Source organism: Duganella sp. AC237, assembly GCF_979254035.1.
In genome coordinates, this window is the sequence record NZ_CEEDEW010000003.1 from 4075067 (window position 1) to 4091307 (window position 16241).

Genomic DNA, 16241 nt, shown 5'->3' on the forward strand with positions numbered 1-16241 from the left:
GCCTTTTTTTTGACGTACTCTTATTAGTCGATGTATCTCAAGCCTGCCTGCTCCAGCGGCGCGCGCATGTTGTACATGTCCAGCCCCAGCACGCCGGCCGCAAGTTTGGCGCGCTTTTCGCCCTCCAGATCCTCCCGTTTTTGTGCGATGGCGGCCACGCGCGCCACATCGGCGGCGGGTACGATCACGACGCCGTCGTCGTCCGCGATGACGGCGTCGCCAGGGTTCACCAGCGCGCCCGCGCACAGCACAGGGATGTTGACCGATCCCAGGGTGGACTTGATCGTCCCCTTGGCGCTGACACATTTGCTCCAGACCGGAAAGCCCATCTCCTTCAATATGCGCACATCGCGCACGCCCGCGTCGATGATCAGCGCCTTGGCGCCGCGCGCCATGAAACTGGTCGCCAGCAGATCGCCGAAATAGCCGTCGGTGCATTCGGCCGTGATGGCGGCCACCACGATGTCGCCGGGCTGGATCTGCTCCGCCACCACGTGCATCATCCAGTTGTCTCCTGGGTGCAGCAGCACGGTGACGGCGGTGCCGGCGGCCAGCTGGCCATTGTGGATCGGACGCATGTACGGCTGCATCAAACCGACCCGGCCCATGGCTTCGTGCACGGTGGCGCTGCCGAATTGGCCGAGATGATCGACGTGCGCGCGTTCGGCGCGCACGATATGGCGCTTGACGACGCCCAGTTGGTTCATCAGTGGCGTGCTCATAATCCCTTCTCCTTCAGTGCGGCGTCCAGGCGCGGGAACACATGGCGCGCGTTGCCTTCAAAAATGGCGCGACGATCGGCATCGCTGATGTCGGCCGCTTCGATGTAGCGTTTGGTATCGTCGTAGTAGTGTCCCGTTTCGGGATCGATGCCGCGCACGGCGCCGATCATCTCGGACGCGAACAGTACGTTCTTGACCGGCATGACCTTGGTCAGCAGGTCGATGCCCGGCTGGTGGTAGACGCAGGTATCGAAGAAGATATTGTTGAGCAGGTGACCGCCGAGCAGCGGTTTTTTCATTTCCTGCGCCAGGCCACGGAAACGGCCCCAGTGATAAGGCACGGCGCCGCCGCCATGCGGGATCAGGAATTTCAAGTCCGGGAAGTCTTTGAACAAATCGCTGGTCAGGCACTGCATGAAGGCGGTGGTGTCGGCGTTCAGATAATGCGCGCCGGTGGTATGGAAGCACGGATTGCAGCTGGTGCTGACATGGATCATCGCCGGAATGCCATGTTCGACCATCTTCTCGTAGATCGGATACCAGGATTTGTCCGACAGCGGCGGCGCGGTCCAACGGCCGCCGGACGGATCGGGATTGAGGTTGATGCCGACCATGCCGTATTCCTTGACGCACCGTTCCAGCTCGGGGATGCAATTGGCCGGATCGACGCCCGGCGACTGCGGCAGCATCGCCGCGCCGATAAAGTGATCCGGGAACAGCTGCGCCACGCGCGCGCACAGTTCGTTGCAGATCGCCGCCCAGGTGGCGCTGGTGTTGAAATCGCCGATGTGGTGCGCCATGAAACTGGCGCGCGGCGAGAAGATGGTCAGATCAGAGCCGCGTTCTTTCATCAGGCGTAGCTGGTTGGCTTCGATCGATTCGCGCAGCTCGTCGTCGCTGATGACCAGTTCCGAGACTTTCGGGCCAAGCTCCGGCCTGTTGACGTGGGCGATCTGTTTGTTGCGCCACTCTTCCAGCGCTTTCGGCGCGGTGGTGTAGTGGCCGTGACAATCGATAATCAGGGGATTGCGCATGGTGGTCCTTGTCAGAAAAGCGCGGGCACGAGCACTTCGCCCCGCATGATGGGCCGGGCGGTGCGCAGCAATGCTGCGCGCGCGACCTGCCCGGGGTGGTGCGGATCGAGCTCCAGCTCGACGCTGAATTCGCCCGTCGGGTGTTCGATCGACAGCGTCTTGCAAGCATCGGGGGGACGACGGCGATGCCTTCGGCGATAGCGCCCTGCAATACACAGGCGGTGGCCACGGTCACGGCCGCCAGCACGCCGATCGCATCGTGGCACACGTGCGGAATGAAGCAGCGCGTGGTCGCGGCCCCGCCGTTGCGGGGCGCCGCGATCAGGCACATCTTCGGGTAATTCTTGGCCGCGACGTCGCCCAGCCCCATCAGCGGTCCGGCCGCCAGGCGCAGCGCCTCCAGGCGCGCCTTCAGCGTGTCGTTCGCATCCAGTTCGGCCACGGCTTCGTAGCCGGAGATATCGAAGTCGGACGCCCGCACCAGCACCATCGGCATGCCGTTGTCGATCAACGTGGCCGCGATTTGAACGCCGTCGACATCGATACGGTCCAGCGCCCGGCCGCTTGGCAATAGCGACGGACATACCGAGCCTGCCGTATCGAGAAAGTTGATGCTGATCGGCGCGGCGCTGCCCGGCACACCGTCGATGCGGGCGTCGCCACCGTAGCGCAACGCGCCCGCTGGCGTTTGCATGGTGACGTCGCAGCGCATGCCGGTGTTGAGGGTCAAGATGCGCGCCGTGGTGGTGCCGCCGCCGATCGGCAGCAGGCCGCGCTCCAGCGCGAACGGCAGCACGGCGGCCAGCATGTTGCCGCAGTTGGGCGTGACATCGACGGTGTCCTTGTTCGGCTGGAGCTGCGCGAACAGGAAGTCGAGGTCGACGCCGGGCGTGGTGCTGGGGCGGACGATGCCCGCCTTGCTGGTGAGCGGATGGGCGCCCCCCAGTCCATCGATCTGGCGCGGGTCGGGCGAACCGAGCGCCGCCAGCAGCACGCGATCGCGGACGACGGTGTCGCTTGGCAGGTCCGACTCAAGGAAAAAGGGGCCGCGCGAGGTCCCGCCACGCATGAGCATGCAGGGGATGGCGCGCAGGTCGGAAACGGGGGCATGACGCATGATGATCCGCTTATTGATGGTTGAATGGCCTCAAGTATTCAACGCGGGACCGTTTCCAGGGTTGCGTTGTGCCTGCTGATTTGTTCTAATCTGCTTATCGTCCTTACTTTAGAGGGGATCTCCGCACCATGATCCTGGTCAGCCTGCGCCACCTTCACGCTTTCAATGCCGTCGCCGCCGCCGGCGGCATCCGCCGGTCGTCCGAAAGTCTCTATCGCGCCTCCTCGGCCATCGCCCGCTCGGTAACGGCGTTGGAGCAGGCCTTGGGCACACTGTTATTCGAGCGCAAAGGACGCGGCATGCTGCTCACCGCCGCAGGCGACGTGGTGCGGCTGCGCGCCGGGCGCATCGAGGCCGAGCTGCATGCCGTGCGCGAGGACGCCCTGCGCCAGCGCGATCGCAACGGCGCCAAAGTCGGCGGCATCGAGGCCCTCCTCAACGAGCGCCGCCTGCAAGCGGCCACACTACTGGCCGAGACACACCACATGCCGACCGTGGCCAACGTCATGGGCGTGTCGCAGTCGGCGGTCAGCCAGGCCGTCGCGCGCCTGGAAGACATGCTGGGCCAGCAGTTATTCCTGCGCACCGCGCACGGCATGGTCCCGACCGACGCGGGCCGGCGCTGGACCGACTCGTTCGAGCGCGTGCTGGCCGAACTGCGCCACATTCCCGAAGACATCGCGGCGCTCGAAGGCGTGGTGCTGGGCGTGGTCACGATCGGCGCGCTGCCGCTCGCGCGTTCACAGTTGCTGCCGACCGCCATCGCCTCGGTGTTGAAGCGCCACCCGCAACTGCAGGTGCGTTCGCTGGAAAGCCCCTACGAAGAACTCACCGCCAGCTTGCTCAGCGGCCGCATCGACTTCATCGTCGGCGCGCAACGCGCCGGCGCTGGCGACGCCTTCGAATCGCGGGCGCTGTTCGAGGACAAGGCGGCGCTGGTTGCGCGCTGCGGCCACCCACTGGCAAGCCGCGACCAGTTGCGCATCGGCGACCTTGCCGGCTACCCATGGGTGTTGTCGCGCCACGGCACGCCACTACGCGAATCCCTGGTCGAGTTCTTTGTCTCCAAAGGCGAGCAGCCACCCTCGCCCGCCGTCGAAACGGGCGACCTTGCGCTGCTGCGCGGCCTGCTGGTGGCCAGCGACATGCTGACCGTGCTGTCGGCACACCAGCTGTATCACGAGGTGCTTAGCGGCCAGCTTGCGGTGCTGCCTTTCGAGATGCGGGGCATGGAGCGCGCCATCGGCGTCACTACCCGCAAAGGCGCGCACCTGTCGCCCGGCGCCTATGCCCTGCTGGCCGAAATCGAAACGATCAGCGCCCGCTGGCGCGCCTGAGAATATCCCGACCGATAAGCAGATTGAAACAGTCCGGCAAGCAAAAGCAATACTTCAACTCCTGTCGATACGTACACTGGAAAGCGTTATCAGTGCCTTTGCCCAGGCATCGGCCTTTACACCGCTTTACACATAACCAAAATCCTGACAGGAGACTTAATGAATATAGGACATGTATTGGATGTGCGTGCGCACATCAACGGCCGCAAAATGAGTGGCCGCCAGTGGCTGTTGCTGGCCCTGTGCTTTTTGATCGTCGCCACAGATGGCATGGATGTCGCCATCATGGGTTTTCTGGCGCCAGCCATCACCAGGGAGTGGGGAATCTCCCGCGCCGCCTTCGGCCTCGTCATGAGCGCCGCCCCGATCGGCCTGGCCATCGGCGCCATCCTCGTGGGCCCGATGTCGGACCGTTTCGGCCGCAAGAAGCTGCTCATGGTGTCGGTGGCATGGTTCGGCACCTTTACTGTGCTCAGCGGTTTCGCCCACGACGTCACCACCTTGTCGGTATTGCGCTTCGTGACCGGTCTCGGCCTGGGCGCCGCCATGCCCAACACCACCACGCTGTTGTCCGAGTACGTGCCGGAACGCTCGCGTTCGGCCCTGATCGCCATCATGTTCACCGGCTTTAACCTCGGTTCGGCGCTGGTGGGCTTTGGCGCGGCGGCGATCCTGCCGGAGTACGGCTGGCGCGGCGTACTGATCGCTGGCGGCGTGATTCCGCTGGTCTGCCTGCCCCTGTACTTGCTGCTGATCCCCGAGTCGGTGCGCTTCCTGGTGGTGCGCAAGTTTCCGGCGGAACGCATCGCCCGCACGCTGCGGCGTGTGGTGGGCGGCGATGTTCCCGAAGGCAGCAAGTTCACCATCAGCGAACCGCAGGTCACCGGCTCGCAGCCGGGTAAGGTATTGTTGTCTTCCGCTTATCGCGGCACCACGCTGTCGCTGTGGGGAACCTACTTCATGGGCCTGCTGGTCATCTACCTGTTGAGCGGCTGGCTGCCGACCATGATCAAGGACGCCGGCCTGCCGATCGAACGCGCCGCCAACATTACGGCACTGTTCCAGCTGGGCGGCACCGTGGGCGCGCTGCTGGTGGGTTACTTCATGGACCGCGTGGCGCCGACCAAGGTGATTTCCGCCGCCTACATGGGTGGCGCCCTGTTCATCTTGTGCCTGGCCTCGGGCAGCGTGGAATCGACGCTGTTTGCCACCTTCGTGATGTTCGCCGGGTTTTGCATGAGCGGCGCCCAGACCGGCCTGAACGCGTACGCCCCGCAGTGCTACCCTACCGCGGTGCGCGCCACCGGCGTCAGCTGGATGCAGGGCATGGGCCGTTTCGGCAGCATCTTCGGCTCGTTTGCCGGCGGCGTGCTGTTGTCGATGGGCTGGAGCTTCAGCGCGGTGATCGCCATCCTGGCCGGTCCGGCGACCTTGGCGGCCATCTTCATCCTCTTGAACAAATACGGTCAGCGCACTCTCGCAGCCACGCATAAAGCAGTCTAATCAACGCACCATTGCAACGCATAGGAACCATCATGGCTAACATCATCGGCGCCATCGCCTCATCCCACACGCCGACCATCGGCTTCGCGCTCGACGCCGGCAAGCAGCAGGATGCCGCCTGGGCGCCCATCTTCAGGGCGTTCGAACCGGTCCAGCAATGGTTGGCGGAGAAGAAGCCCGATGTCATGCTGGTCATATACAACGACCATGTGACCTCCTTCTTCTTTGACCACTACTCGGCCTTCGCGCTCGGCATCGGCGACACCTACCACGCCGCCGATGAAGGCGGCGGCGCGCGCAGCCTGCCGCCGATCGCCGGCCATGCCGGCCTGGCGCGGCACGTCGGCCAATCGCTGATGGCCGATGAATTCGACATGTCCTTCTTCCAGCAAAAGGGCCTGGACCACGGCTGCTTTTCGCCACTGTCCATTCTCTGGCCGCACGACCAGCAGAACGGCTGGCCGGGCAGCATCGTGCCGTTGCAGATCGGCGTGCTGCAATTCCCGGTGCCATCGGCGCGTCGCTGCTTCAAGCTGGGGCAAGGGCTGCGCCGCGCTATCGAAAGCTACCCGGAAGACCTGAACGTGGTGCTGGTCGCCACCGGGGGGCTGTCGCACCAGGTGCACGGCGAGCGCGCCGGCTTCAACAACACGCCGTGGGACCATCAGTTCCTCGACCTGTTCGAAAGCGATCCGGAGACCCTGCTGAACATGACCCATGCCGAGTATGCGAAGCTGGGCGGTTGGGAAAGCGCCGAAGTGGTGATGTGGATGGCGATGCGCGGCGCCATGTCCAGCAAGATCCGCTGCCTGCACCGCGAATACTACCTGCCGTCGATGACCGGAATCGCCGTTGCGCTGTACGAAAACGAGACCGTGCCGGACCCCGCGCTGAAGGCGCGCACCATCGCGATGCATCGCGAGCACATCGCCCACCAGACCAAAGGCGCGGAGGAATTGCAAGGCACCTACCCGTTCACACTCGAGACCAGTGTGCGCGCCTATCGCATCAACAAATATCTGCACCAGCTGGTGGACCCGGCGTTCCGCCAGCGCTTCAAGGAGGCGCCGCAGGCGACCTACGACGATGCGCTGCTGACCGATGAGGAACGCGACCTCGTCACGCGCCGCGACTGGCGCGGCATGATCCATTACGGCGTCATCTTCTTCCTGCTGGAGAAGTTGGGCGCGGTCAGCGGCGTATCCAACCTGCACATCTATGCGGCCATGCGTGGCCAGACGCTGGAGGAGTTCCAGAAAACCCGCAACGCGCCGGGGGCGCTGTATTCGGTCGGTTCCAGCGCAGCTTGGGACAAGCCCGTCGACAAGTAAAAAAACGCACGACAAGCGGGATGCCGCCGCCCCCCCACAACGGGGCGACCGGCACACGCACGCCTATTCAAAACCAAAAGGAGACATAACATGAAAAGAACCATCACACTGGCAGCAGCAACCGTGACAGCGCTCGTCTCGACCGCAGCGCACGGGCAATCCAACGTCACCATGTACGGCATCCTCGACGTCGCCGTCGAGCGCTACAGCAACGCCGACGCCGCCGGCAATAGCGTGACCCGCATGCCCAGCCTCGGCGGCGGCATGTTTCCTTCGCGCGTGGGATTTCGCGGCGCCGAGGACTTGGGCGACGGCCTGAAAGCCATTTTCCAGCTGGAGAGCGGTTTCGCGCCGGACACCGGCGCCATGGGTCAAGGCAACCGCTTGTTTGGACGCCAGGCGTGGGTCGGCCTTGCCGGCAACTGGGGGCAGCTGACCTTCGGGCGCAACTACAACATGCTCAATGTCTCGACCTATGACGTCGACATCATCGGTCCTTCGCAGTACGGTCTGGGTTCGCTCGATTCCTTCATCCCGAACGGCCGCACCGACAACTCGATCGCCTATCGCGGCACCTTCAGTGGCCTGACACTGGGCGGGACTTACAGCCTGGGCCGGGACACGTCGTCGGCCGGCGGTCCGGCAGCGACCAACTGCGCCGGCGAAAGCGGCACCGACGCCATGCAGTGCCGCGAATGGTCGGTGCTGGCGCGCTACGACGGCAACGGCTACTCCCTGATCAGCGCTTACGACCGCATCTACGGCGGTCCAAATGCGTCCGGTGGCCTGAACAGCAGCGACAAGACCGACAGCCGCCTGCACGTCGCCGCCTTCCTCAAGCGCGACGACTGGAAACTGGGATTGGGCCTCATCACCCGCGACAACGACGGGTCGGCCACGCCGCGCAGCCGCCTGTCATACATCGGCGCCGCCTACAACATCACCCCGCTGTTCACCATCGATGGCCAGTTGTCCAAGCTCGATGTGCGCGACAGCAGCAACGATGCGACCCAGGTGGTGCTGCGCGGCACCTACAACCTGTCGAAGCGCACCGCCGTCTACGTGGCAGTGGCGCGCATGAACAACGACGGCCAGTCGGCGGTGGTGCTGAGCGCCGGCGGGTCGGTTGGCGCCGGCCTGAACCAGAATGGTGTCATCACCGGTATCAAGCACAGCTTCTAACGCGCGTGCACGGGCATGAAAAAGCCCCTGAAGTCAGGGGCTTGGTCTTAGGCTACTGCTAGGTAATCCTCAGGCTTTCACTCAGCCTGATCATTCCCACTCGATCGTCGCCGGAGGCTTGCCCGAGATGTCGTACACCACCCGGTTAATCCCGCGCACCTCGTTGATGATGCGGTTCGACACCTTGCCCAGCAACGCGTGCGGCAGGTGCGCCCAGTGTGCCGTCATGAAGTCCTGCGTCTGCACCGCGCGCAAGGCCACGACGTATTCATACGTGCGGCCATCGCCCATCACGCCCACCGATTTAACCGGCAGGAACACCGCAAACGCCTGGCTGGTCGCCTCGTACCAGTTGGCCGGCACGCTGTCCTGATCGAAGCCCGGCACCACCACCGCCTCGTATGGCGTATTGCGCAGCTCTTCGATGAAGATGGCGTCGGCGCGGCGCAGCAGGTCGGCGAAGTCCTTCTTCACCTCGCCCAGGATGCGCACACCCAGGCCAGGGCCCGGGAACGGATGGCGGTAGACCATGTCATGCGGCAAGCCCAGCGCGACGCCCAGCTTGCGCACCTCGTCCTTGAACAGTTCGCGCAGCGGTTCGAGCAGCTTGAGCTTCATCGTCTCCGGCAGGCCGCCGACGTTGTGGTGGCTCTTGATGGTCTGGCCCTTCTTGCCCTTGCCGGCCGATTCGATCACGTCCGGGTAGATGGTGCCCTGCGCCAGCCATTTGGCGTTGACCAGCTTGCCCGATTCGACCTGGAACACTTCGACGAATTCGCGGCCGATGATCTTGCGCTTTTGCTCCGGGTCGGCGACGCCGGCCAGGTGGCCCATGAACTGGTCCTCGGCGTCCACGCGGATGACCTTGACGCCCAGGTTCTTGGCGAACATGTCCATGACCATCTTGCCCTCGTCCAGGCGCAGCAGGCCGTGGTCAACGAACACGCAGGTGAGCTGGTCGCCGATGGCGCGGTGGATCAGCGCGGCGGCCACGGACGAGTCGACGCCGCCGGACAGGCCGAGGATGACCTCGTCGGTGCCCACTTGCGCGCGGATCTTCTCGACCGCTTCGCTGATGTAGTCCGGCATGTTCCAGTCCGATTTGCAGCCGCAGATCTCGTGCACGAAGCGACCCAGCATGGCCTTGCCCTGCACCGTGTGCGTCACTTCCGGGTGCCATTGCACGCCGTAGAAATGCTTCTCTTCGTTGGCCATCGCGGCGATCGGGCAGCTTGGCGTGTTGCCCATCAGGACGAAGCCCGGCGGCATTTCCAGCACCTTGTCGCCGTGGCTCATCCACACCTTCAGCATGCCGTGGCCTTCGTCGGTGACGAAGTCGTTGATGCCGTCGAGCAGCTTGGTGTGGCTGCGCGCGCGCACCTCGGCGTAGCCGAATTCGCGCACCAGACCGTTTTCCACTTTACCGCCCAGCTGCGCGGCCATCGTCTGCATGCCGTAGCAGATCCCCAGCACCGGCACGCCCAGCTCGAACACGGCTTGCGGCGCGCGCGGCGAGTCGCCGTCCAGCGTGGAGTTGTGGCTGCCCGACAGGATCACGCCGGCGGCGCCGTAGTTGCGCACGAACTCGTCGCTGACGTCGTACGGGAACACTTCCGAAAACACGCCGGAGTCGCGCACGCGGCGGGCGATCAGTTGGGTGACTTGGGAGCCGAAATCGAGAATGAGGATTTTAGAATGCATGGATGTCTACAGAAGTGGTCTGGAATGGAAAAACGCCGGCTTGCTAGCCGGCGTTGCAAGGACTGCTTAGTCGCCGGAACGGTAGTTCGGCGCTTCCTTGGTGATTTGCACGTCGTGCACATGCGATTCGCGCATGCCGGCCGAGGTGATCTCGACGAACTCGGCTTTGTTGCGCAGCTCGTCGATGGTGGCGCAGCCGCAGTAACCCATCGATTGGCGCACGCCGCCGACCAGCTGGAAGATGATCGCCAGCACGCTGCCTTTGTAGGCGACGCGCCCTTCGATACCTTCGGGCACGAACTTGTCGGCCTTCATCGTGGCGTCCTGGAAGTAGCGGTCGGCCGAGCCGTCCGACATCGCGCCCAGCGAGCCCATGCCGCGATACGATTTGTACGAGCGGCCCTGGTACAGGATCACTTCGCCCGGCGCCTCTTCGGTGCCCGCGAACATCGAACCCATCATCACGGTCGACGCGCCGGCGGCCAGCGCCTTGGAGATGTCGCCCGAGAAGCGGATGCCGCCGTCGGCGATACAGGGCACGCCGGTGCCTTCCAATGCCTCGGCGACGTTGGAGATGGCGGTGATCTGCGGCACGCCGACGCCGGCGACGATACGGGTGGTGCAGATCGAGCCCGGGCCGATGCCGACCTTGACCGCGTCTGCGCCGTATTCGACCAGCGCCTTGGCGGCGGCGGCGGTGGCGATGTTGCCGCCGATGACGTCCACGTGCGGGAACTTGGTCTTGATCCATTTCACGCGGTCGAGGATGCCTTGCGAGTGGCCGTGGGCGGTGTCGACCACCAGCACGTCGACGCCGGCGGCGACCAGCAGCTCGATGCGTTCCTCATCCTTGGCGCCGACGCCGACGGCCGCGCCGACCAGCAGTTTGCCGTGCTGGTCCTTGGAGGCGTTCGGGTGCTCCGTGGACTTCTGGATATCCTTGACGGTGATCAGGCCGCGCAGTTCGAACGCGTCGTTGACGACCAGCACGCGCTCGAGGCGGTGCTTGTTCATCAGGCGCTTGGCTTCGTCGCGGTCGGCGCCATCGCCGCTTTCCTTGATGAACACCAGCTTTTCGCGCGGGGTCATCTTGGCGCGCGCTTCGGCGTCGAGTTCCTGTTCAAACCGCAGGTCGCGGTTGGTGATGATGCCGACCACTTCCTTGCCTTCGACCACCGGGAAGCCGGAAATGCCATACTGCTCGGTCAGTTTGATGACGTCGCGGATTTTCATCGTCGGCGGGATCGTGATCGGATCGCGCAGCACGCCGGCCTCGAAACGCTTGACCTTGGCCACTTCGCGCGCCTGGTCCTTCGGATTGAGGTTCTTGTGGATGATGCCGATGCCACCCTCTTGCGCCATGGCGATCGCCAGACGGCCTTCGGTCACGGTGTCCATCGCGGCAGACAGCAGCGGAATGTTCAACGTGATATTGCGGGTCAGACGAGTTTTGAGGGACGTATCGGCAGGCAGAACATTCGAATACGCTGGGACGAGAAGCACGTCATCGAACGTGAGTGCTTTTTGGAGAAGACGCATAGCAATTCCTATAGGCGCAAAAGCAGATTATACAGAAAATGAGGCATTCTGTCTGGAACTTCTTCCCGCCCCATCCTCCAACCAGCCCGTCATGAAAATAGCAAAATATTGTTACATTTGAATAGATTGTCGATACGTTACTTCCAGTATTGTAGCGTCCGGTTCGTGGTGTTTTTTGCACGCTCCGACGACTGCCCCTCCCGACTGCCCCAACCAAAGGTTTAACATGAACTATGCAACCCATTCGATCAAGCGACTACTCGCGGCGGCAACGCTGACGATGGTGGCGGTCGTGCCCGCTTTGGCTGGCACTATCCAGCTCGCAAATTATGACTTGTCGTACAGCAACGGATTTACCCCCGTTTCCTATTCGGGTAATACCGTAACGTTCGTCAGCAACTATTACTACTCCAATTACTCTGCAGGTTACGCCGTGTTCCGTGACGACTTCTTCGTCGGGGCGCATGCCGGCGTATCGTTCACCGGCAACGCGAGCGTCGCGACCGAAGTCGATTACCAGATGAACGCCGTGCAGGGCCATAGCGGCAATTACGACTACAACCTGGCGACCTCGGTCGATGTGCTGGCGCAAAATTGCCAGCCATGGGGATGTTACGAGTCCACATTACTGGGCGGCGGCTCCACGAACGCATCCGTGAGCTCGCCAGTGCCGATCCAAGGCCAAGCCAGCGGCGCCCTGGACATCACCAACACCGTTGGTGGCACGTACAGCGGCTTGGTGCTGCACGTGGTTAACAACTACCAGTTCCCCGCAGGCAACGGCGCAATGCACCTGAATCGTTTCAGCATCACGCTCGACACCGTCGGCGGAAACACGAACCCCAGCCCGGTGCCGGAACTGCCCCCGATCGCCATGATAGGCCTGGGCATGGCGGCCCTGGCGATGCGCCTGCGCCTCGTCAAGGCACGCCGGGCCAACGATGCGGCGCAGGGCGCGGCATAACGATTGAAACCGGGCCCCCATTGGGCCAGCACCGGCCGATGTCGGCGCGCCGCAAAGCGAACGGAGGAGGCGATTCGGTCACGGCCGTCAAATCGCCTCCTGACCACGTTTGCGAAGTAACACCCCCTCGAATCTGCTTGTCTTTTTGGCTACATGATTTATAGTGAAGCACGGTCTTGTCGAGCGATGTTCATTGGTTGCGCAAGGGAGAAGTTCATGGCAATTGTAAAAGCGATCTCGGTGGTTCTGGCGACACTTTTAACGATGGCGCGAGTCGATGCCGCCGAACTTTCCGGCAACGTGGCCTATGCCGACGGACTGTACACATACAGCTACGAATTGTCGGCGTCTGAGACGCCCGTCATCCAAGTGTTTGTGCTGGTCAACAGCACCGCCGCGCGCTACTCGCTGGTCCCGCTCGCGAGCAGCAGCCCGGCAGGCTGGACCCAGGAGACCTACGGCGGATTTATGCTCGATGCGACCTACAGCCAATACGTGACCTGGTGGGGTTGGGGCACGCGGACCGCGAGCGGCACCGCGCCGGTATCGGGTTTCTCGTTCACCACGGCCGCCGCGCCTGCCGCCGCGCCGGTTGCAATAACCTATGCCTTGTTCAGTCCGGAATACACGGGCGGGCCGCCGGCCTACCCGAACTTTTTCCTCGGCTCGGTCGTCGCGCCTGACTTCCTGTTGCCTGCCGACCCGCCGTCCAGCGCCATCCCCGAACCAGCGACCTACGGCATGATGCTGGCCGGTCTGGCGCTACTCGGCGTGGTGGCGGCCCGCCGGCAAAAAGCGCAGAACGATCCACGGCCTGATCGAGTTACCCCCCTCTGAACCGCCGAGCGATCACGACCGTGAAGCAGCAGCGACGCGCGATGAGGCAGACGCAGATGCTGTCGCGGGCGGACTAACGAAGCGTGAGCCTTCGAGTCCACCGGCACACGAAGCATTTTTCCTTGCCAGTAAAATTGATAATATTTCAATATTGTTAGATTTCGATAGATTTCCTGTTTGATATCGAGCGTATAGTGCCGTGCGGCTATTGGCTTCTTGACATCGTTCCGAAGAGATTGTCATGGCCACTAGATGGACCTGGGCCTCCCGCGCTTGCGCCTCGCCTGATCTCTTGGCGAGTTCTAAATATCGGTCGCCACGCGGCTACCCTCAACCTCAATAGATATCTCCATGAAAAAATCGATCCTGAAGTTATTGTCCGCCACCGCGCTGCTGGCGTGCGTCGCAGCCCCAAGCTTTGCCGGCACGATCAAAACCGCCAACTTTGACCTTTACTACAACGACACGTTCACTCCCGTGTCATTGGTTGGCAACACCATTACTTTTGTCAGCAATTTTTACTTCACGACGTACGGCAACTCCAATGCTGTGATGAAAGACACCTTTTATGCATGGGCGCACACCGGCCAGGCTTTTACCGGCGATGTCGACGTTAAAACCGGTCTGGAGTACACCTTGGGCAATTATCAGGGGACGGCCAGCAGCTACGGTGCCTATGTAAATACCAACATCGACGTTCTGGCACCAAATTGCGCCAGCTGCTCCATCTATGATGCAAAGGCGCTGTCGCAGGGCAACGTCTTTACATCGGGCACCGCCAACGCCCCAGGTTCAGGCACCGCCACTGGCGCGATCGACCTGACTAACACCGTCGGCGGCACGTATCAAAACCTGGCGCTTTACGTGATCAACGATTACAACTTGAATCCAGCCAGCGGCATGATGCATCTGAACAGCTTCAGCGTAACGCTCGATACCGTCGGACCGATTACGAGCGCGGTGCCGGAACTGCCGCCAGTGGCCATGCTGGGCCTGGGCTTGGCCGCACTGGGCCTGCGTGCCCGCTTCGGCGGCCGCAAAACCAAAGCCAAGGCTGCGCTGGCAGCCTAAGGCGGCACAGTCCCCAAACCGGGGGACGGTTTAGCTAGCCGCACAGTGCAGGGGCCGATTCTGTAACGCACAGAACCGGCCCCTTATTTTAGCTAAGCGCTCAAAAGCACAGCGACATCATTGACAGTAACCCGAGATCGTGGCGAAATCAGCCAGAACGGTATTGGAGCAATATGATGACATTTCGCACAGCCACCGGTCCCCTCCGCTACTTGATCGGCGTGATCCTGCTGGCAGCCTGCCCGATAACGATCGCGCAATATGTCTGGATTGACGACAAGGGCGTGAAACAACTATCCGACCGGCCACCACCGCCATCCGTCCCCGACAAGCACATCTTGAAGGCGCCCGGCAAACCACGGTGGAACCCAAACACGCAGCCCGCCTCCGCTCCGGCCGCCGCCCCCGTCACGACCGCTGAGACGGACGTCGCCGAAGCGGCCGGCTCTGCCACGGCGTCGCTCGCCGCGCGTGAGCAGGCGTTCCAGCGGCGCCGCGCCGACACTGCCGCCGCCGAGCGCAAAGCCGCCGAGGACGCGCAACAAAAAGCCGACACCGCCGCCAATTGCGAGGCCGCGCGGCAAAACCAGCGGGCGCTGGACCAGGGTATGCGCATGGTCAATGTCGATAAAAACGGCGAGCGTGCCGTCCTGAACGACCAGGAGCGCGACGAAATGGGTAAAAAGAATCAAAAAGTGTTGGCTGGCTGCCAATAAGCACTTTCCCCCTCTTCCTTTCGGCGTGGGCTGCCGTATGATATCGCTATCAATACCACTATAAGTATTACCGATGACGAAATCACAAGCGGGCAGGAGCCGCGCCAGCGGCCGCATCACCCTGGCGATGGTGGCGAAACACGCCGGCGTGGCGACCATGACCGCCTCGCGCGCGATCACCCAGCCGGACATGGTGTCGCAGGCGCTGCGCGACCGGGTCGACAAGGCGGTGATCGAACTGGGCTACGTGCCCAACCGCGCCGCCCGCGCGCTGGCCTCGTCGCAATCGAAGGTGATCGCCGTGCTGGTGCCGTCGTTGTCGAACGCCGTGTTCACCGAAGTGCTGGCCGGCATCCAGGACGCGCTCGACGCCGACGACTACCAGATTCTGATCGGCAATACCCGCTATTCGGACCAGGAAGAGGAAAAACTGATCGGCACCTACCTGCAGTCGAATCCGGACGGCATGCTGCTGTCGGGGCTGTCGCACAGCGACCGCGTGCAGCAAATCCTGACCAATTCACGCGTGCCGGTGGTGTCGATGATGGACATGTCCACCGACCCGGCCCAGCTGACGGTGGGCTTTTCCCAGTTCCAGGCGGGCCAGGCGATGACGCGCTATCTGCTCGACAAGGGCCACAAGCGCATCGGCTTCATCGGCGCGCAGCTCGACGAGCGCACGCTGCGCCGCGCCGAAGGCTACCGTCAGGCCATGAACGAGGCGGGCCTGGCCGACGTGCGGCTGGAGGTCATGGTGGCCGAGCCGTCGACCATCGCGCTCGGCGCCGAGCTGCTGGGGCGCATGCTGGCCCAGGCGCCGGACTGCGACGCCATCTTCTGCTGCAACGACGACCTGGCGCACGGCGCCATCTACCAATGCCAGCGGCGCGGCATCTCCGTGCCGACCCAGCTGGCGATCTGCGGCTTCAACGACTTGCCGGCCTCTGCCTGGATGAATCCGTCGCTGACGACGATCGGCACGCCGCGCTACCGCATCGGCTTCGAGGCGGCCACTCTGCTGCGCGCGGTGATCAAGGGCGAGGCGCCGCCCAACCGCCAAATCGACCTGGGCTTCACGCTGATGGCCAGGGAAAGCGCCTGAGCCAGGGCAGCCGGCCGGGTGCCGCACTGCTGCTGCGCCCCCACACACCCTTGCCTTGATGCGGCGCACCATAGAATCTTGTTTA

At 63.2% G+C, this 16241-nt stretch carries 13 protein-coding genes and 1 pseudogene; 9 read left to right on the top strand and 5 right to left on the bottom strand.

The window, feature by feature from the left end; all coding sequences use genetic code 11:
- Positions 1-23: 23 nt before the first annotated feature.
- From ligK to AC0IYS_RS18000, 3 genes and pseudogenes are all read right to left on the bottom strand, one after another.
- The gene (gene ligK, locus AC0IYS_RS17990; RefSeq protein ID WP_471708900.1) at positions 24-707 is read right to left on the bottom strand and encodes a 4-carboxy-4-hydroxy-2-oxoadipate aldolase/oxaloacetate decarboxylase; all 684 of its coding nucleotides are present in this window, start codon (positions 705-707) and stop codon (positions 24-26) included.
- 11 nt (positions 708-718) lie between these two features.
- Positions 719-1744 carry an amidohydrolase family protein gene (locus AC0IYS_RS17995; protein WP_471708902.1) on the bottom strand — a complete coding sequence of 342 codons (1026 nt, stop codon included), beginning with the start codon at positions 1742-1744 and terminating at the stop codon, positions 719-721.
- A 23-nt stretch (positions 1745-1767) separates the two neighbouring features.
- Positions 1768-2873 (bottom strand): annotated as a pseudogene (locus tag AC0IYS_RS18000) (4-oxalomesaconate tautomerase).
- A 128-nt stretch (positions 2874-3001) separates the two neighbouring features.
- Here AC0IYS_RS18000 and AC0IYS_RS18005 point away from each other — a divergent pair.
- The 4 genes from AC0IYS_RS18005 to AC0IYS_RS18020 all read left to right on the top strand — a co-directional run bounded on the left by AC0IYS_RS18005 (position 3002) and on the right by AC0IYS_RS18020 (position 8226).
- Entirely contained in the window at positions 3002-4210 is a 1209-nt protein-coding gene (locus tag AC0IYS_RS18005) for a LysR family transcriptional regulator (RefSeq protein ID WP_471706465.1), read from the top strand.
- A gap of 159 nt (positions 4211-4369) precedes the next feature.
- Positions 4370-5713 carry an MFS transporter gene (locus AC0IYS_RS18010; protein WP_471706466.1) on the top strand — a complete coding sequence of 448 codons (1344 nt, stop codon included), beginning with the start codon at positions 4370-4372 and terminating at the stop codon, positions 5711-5713.
- 32 nt (positions 5714-5745) lie between these two features.
- Positions 5746-7044, top strand: coding sequence for a gallate dioxygenase (locus tag AC0IYS_RS18015; protein WP_471706467.1), 1299 nt, complete (start codon positions 5746-5748; stop codon positions 7042-7044).
- 90 nt (positions 7045-7134) lie between these two features.
- On the top strand, positions 7135-8226 hold the full coding sequence (locus AC0IYS_RS18020; protein WP_471706468.1) for a porin: 1092 nt from the start codon (positions 7135-7137) through the stop codon (positions 8224-8226).
- Positions 8227-8316: 90 nt separating this feature from the next.
- Here the strand turns inward: AC0IYS_RS18020 and guaA are convergent, their stop codons facing one another.
- Together guaA and guaB are read right to left on the bottom strand one after the other, a co-directional pair.
- Positions 8317-9927, bottom strand: a complete 1611-nt coding sequence (guaA, locus tag AC0IYS_RS18025; protein WP_471706469.1) for a glutamine-hydrolyzing GMP synthase — start codon at positions 9925-9927, stop codon at positions 8317-8319.
- Between the two features lie 66 nt (positions 9928-9993).
- Positions 9994-11466 (bottom strand): IMP dehydrogenase, encoded by a 1473-nt coding sequence (guaB, locus tag AC0IYS_RS18030; protein WP_090313801.1) that lies wholly within the window; start codon positions 11464-11466, stop codon positions 9994-9996.
- Positions 11467-11692: 226 nt separating this feature from the next.
- Between guaB and AC0IYS_RS18035 the strand changes: the two genes are divergently transcribed.
- The 5 genes from AC0IYS_RS18035 to gntR all read left to right on the top strand — a co-directional run bounded on the left by AC0IYS_RS18035 (position 11693) and on the right by gntR (position 16156).
- Entirely contained in the window at positions 11693-12430 is a 738-nt protein-coding gene (locus AC0IYS_RS18035) for a hypothetical protein (RefSeq protein WP_471706470.1), read from the top strand.
- 216 nt (positions 12431-12646) lie between these two features.
- Positions 12647-13267, top strand: a complete 621-nt coding sequence (locus AC0IYS_RS18040) for a PEP-CTERM sorting domain-containing protein (RefSeq protein ID WP_471706471.1) — start codon at positions 12647-12649, stop codon at positions 13265-13267.
- Between the two features lie 351 nt (positions 13268-13618).
- Positions 13619-14338 (top strand): hypothetical protein, encoded by a 720-nt coding sequence (locus tag AC0IYS_RS18045; protein WP_471706472.1) that lies wholly within the window; start codon positions 13619-13621, stop codon positions 14336-14338.
- 173 nt (positions 14339-14511) lie between these two features.
- On the top strand, positions 14512-15054 hold the full coding sequence (locus AC0IYS_RS18050) for a DUF4124 domain-containing protein (protein ID WP_471706473.1): 543 nt from the start codon (positions 14512-14514) through the stop codon (positions 15052-15054).
- 73 nt (positions 15055-15127) lie between these two features.
- On the top strand, positions 15128-16156 hold the full coding sequence (gene gntR / locus AC0IYS_RS18055) for an HTH-type transcriptional regulator GntR (RefSeq protein ID WP_090313807.1): 1029 nt from the start codon (positions 15128-15130) through the stop codon (positions 16154-16156).
- Positions 16157-16241: the final 85 nt, after the last annotated feature.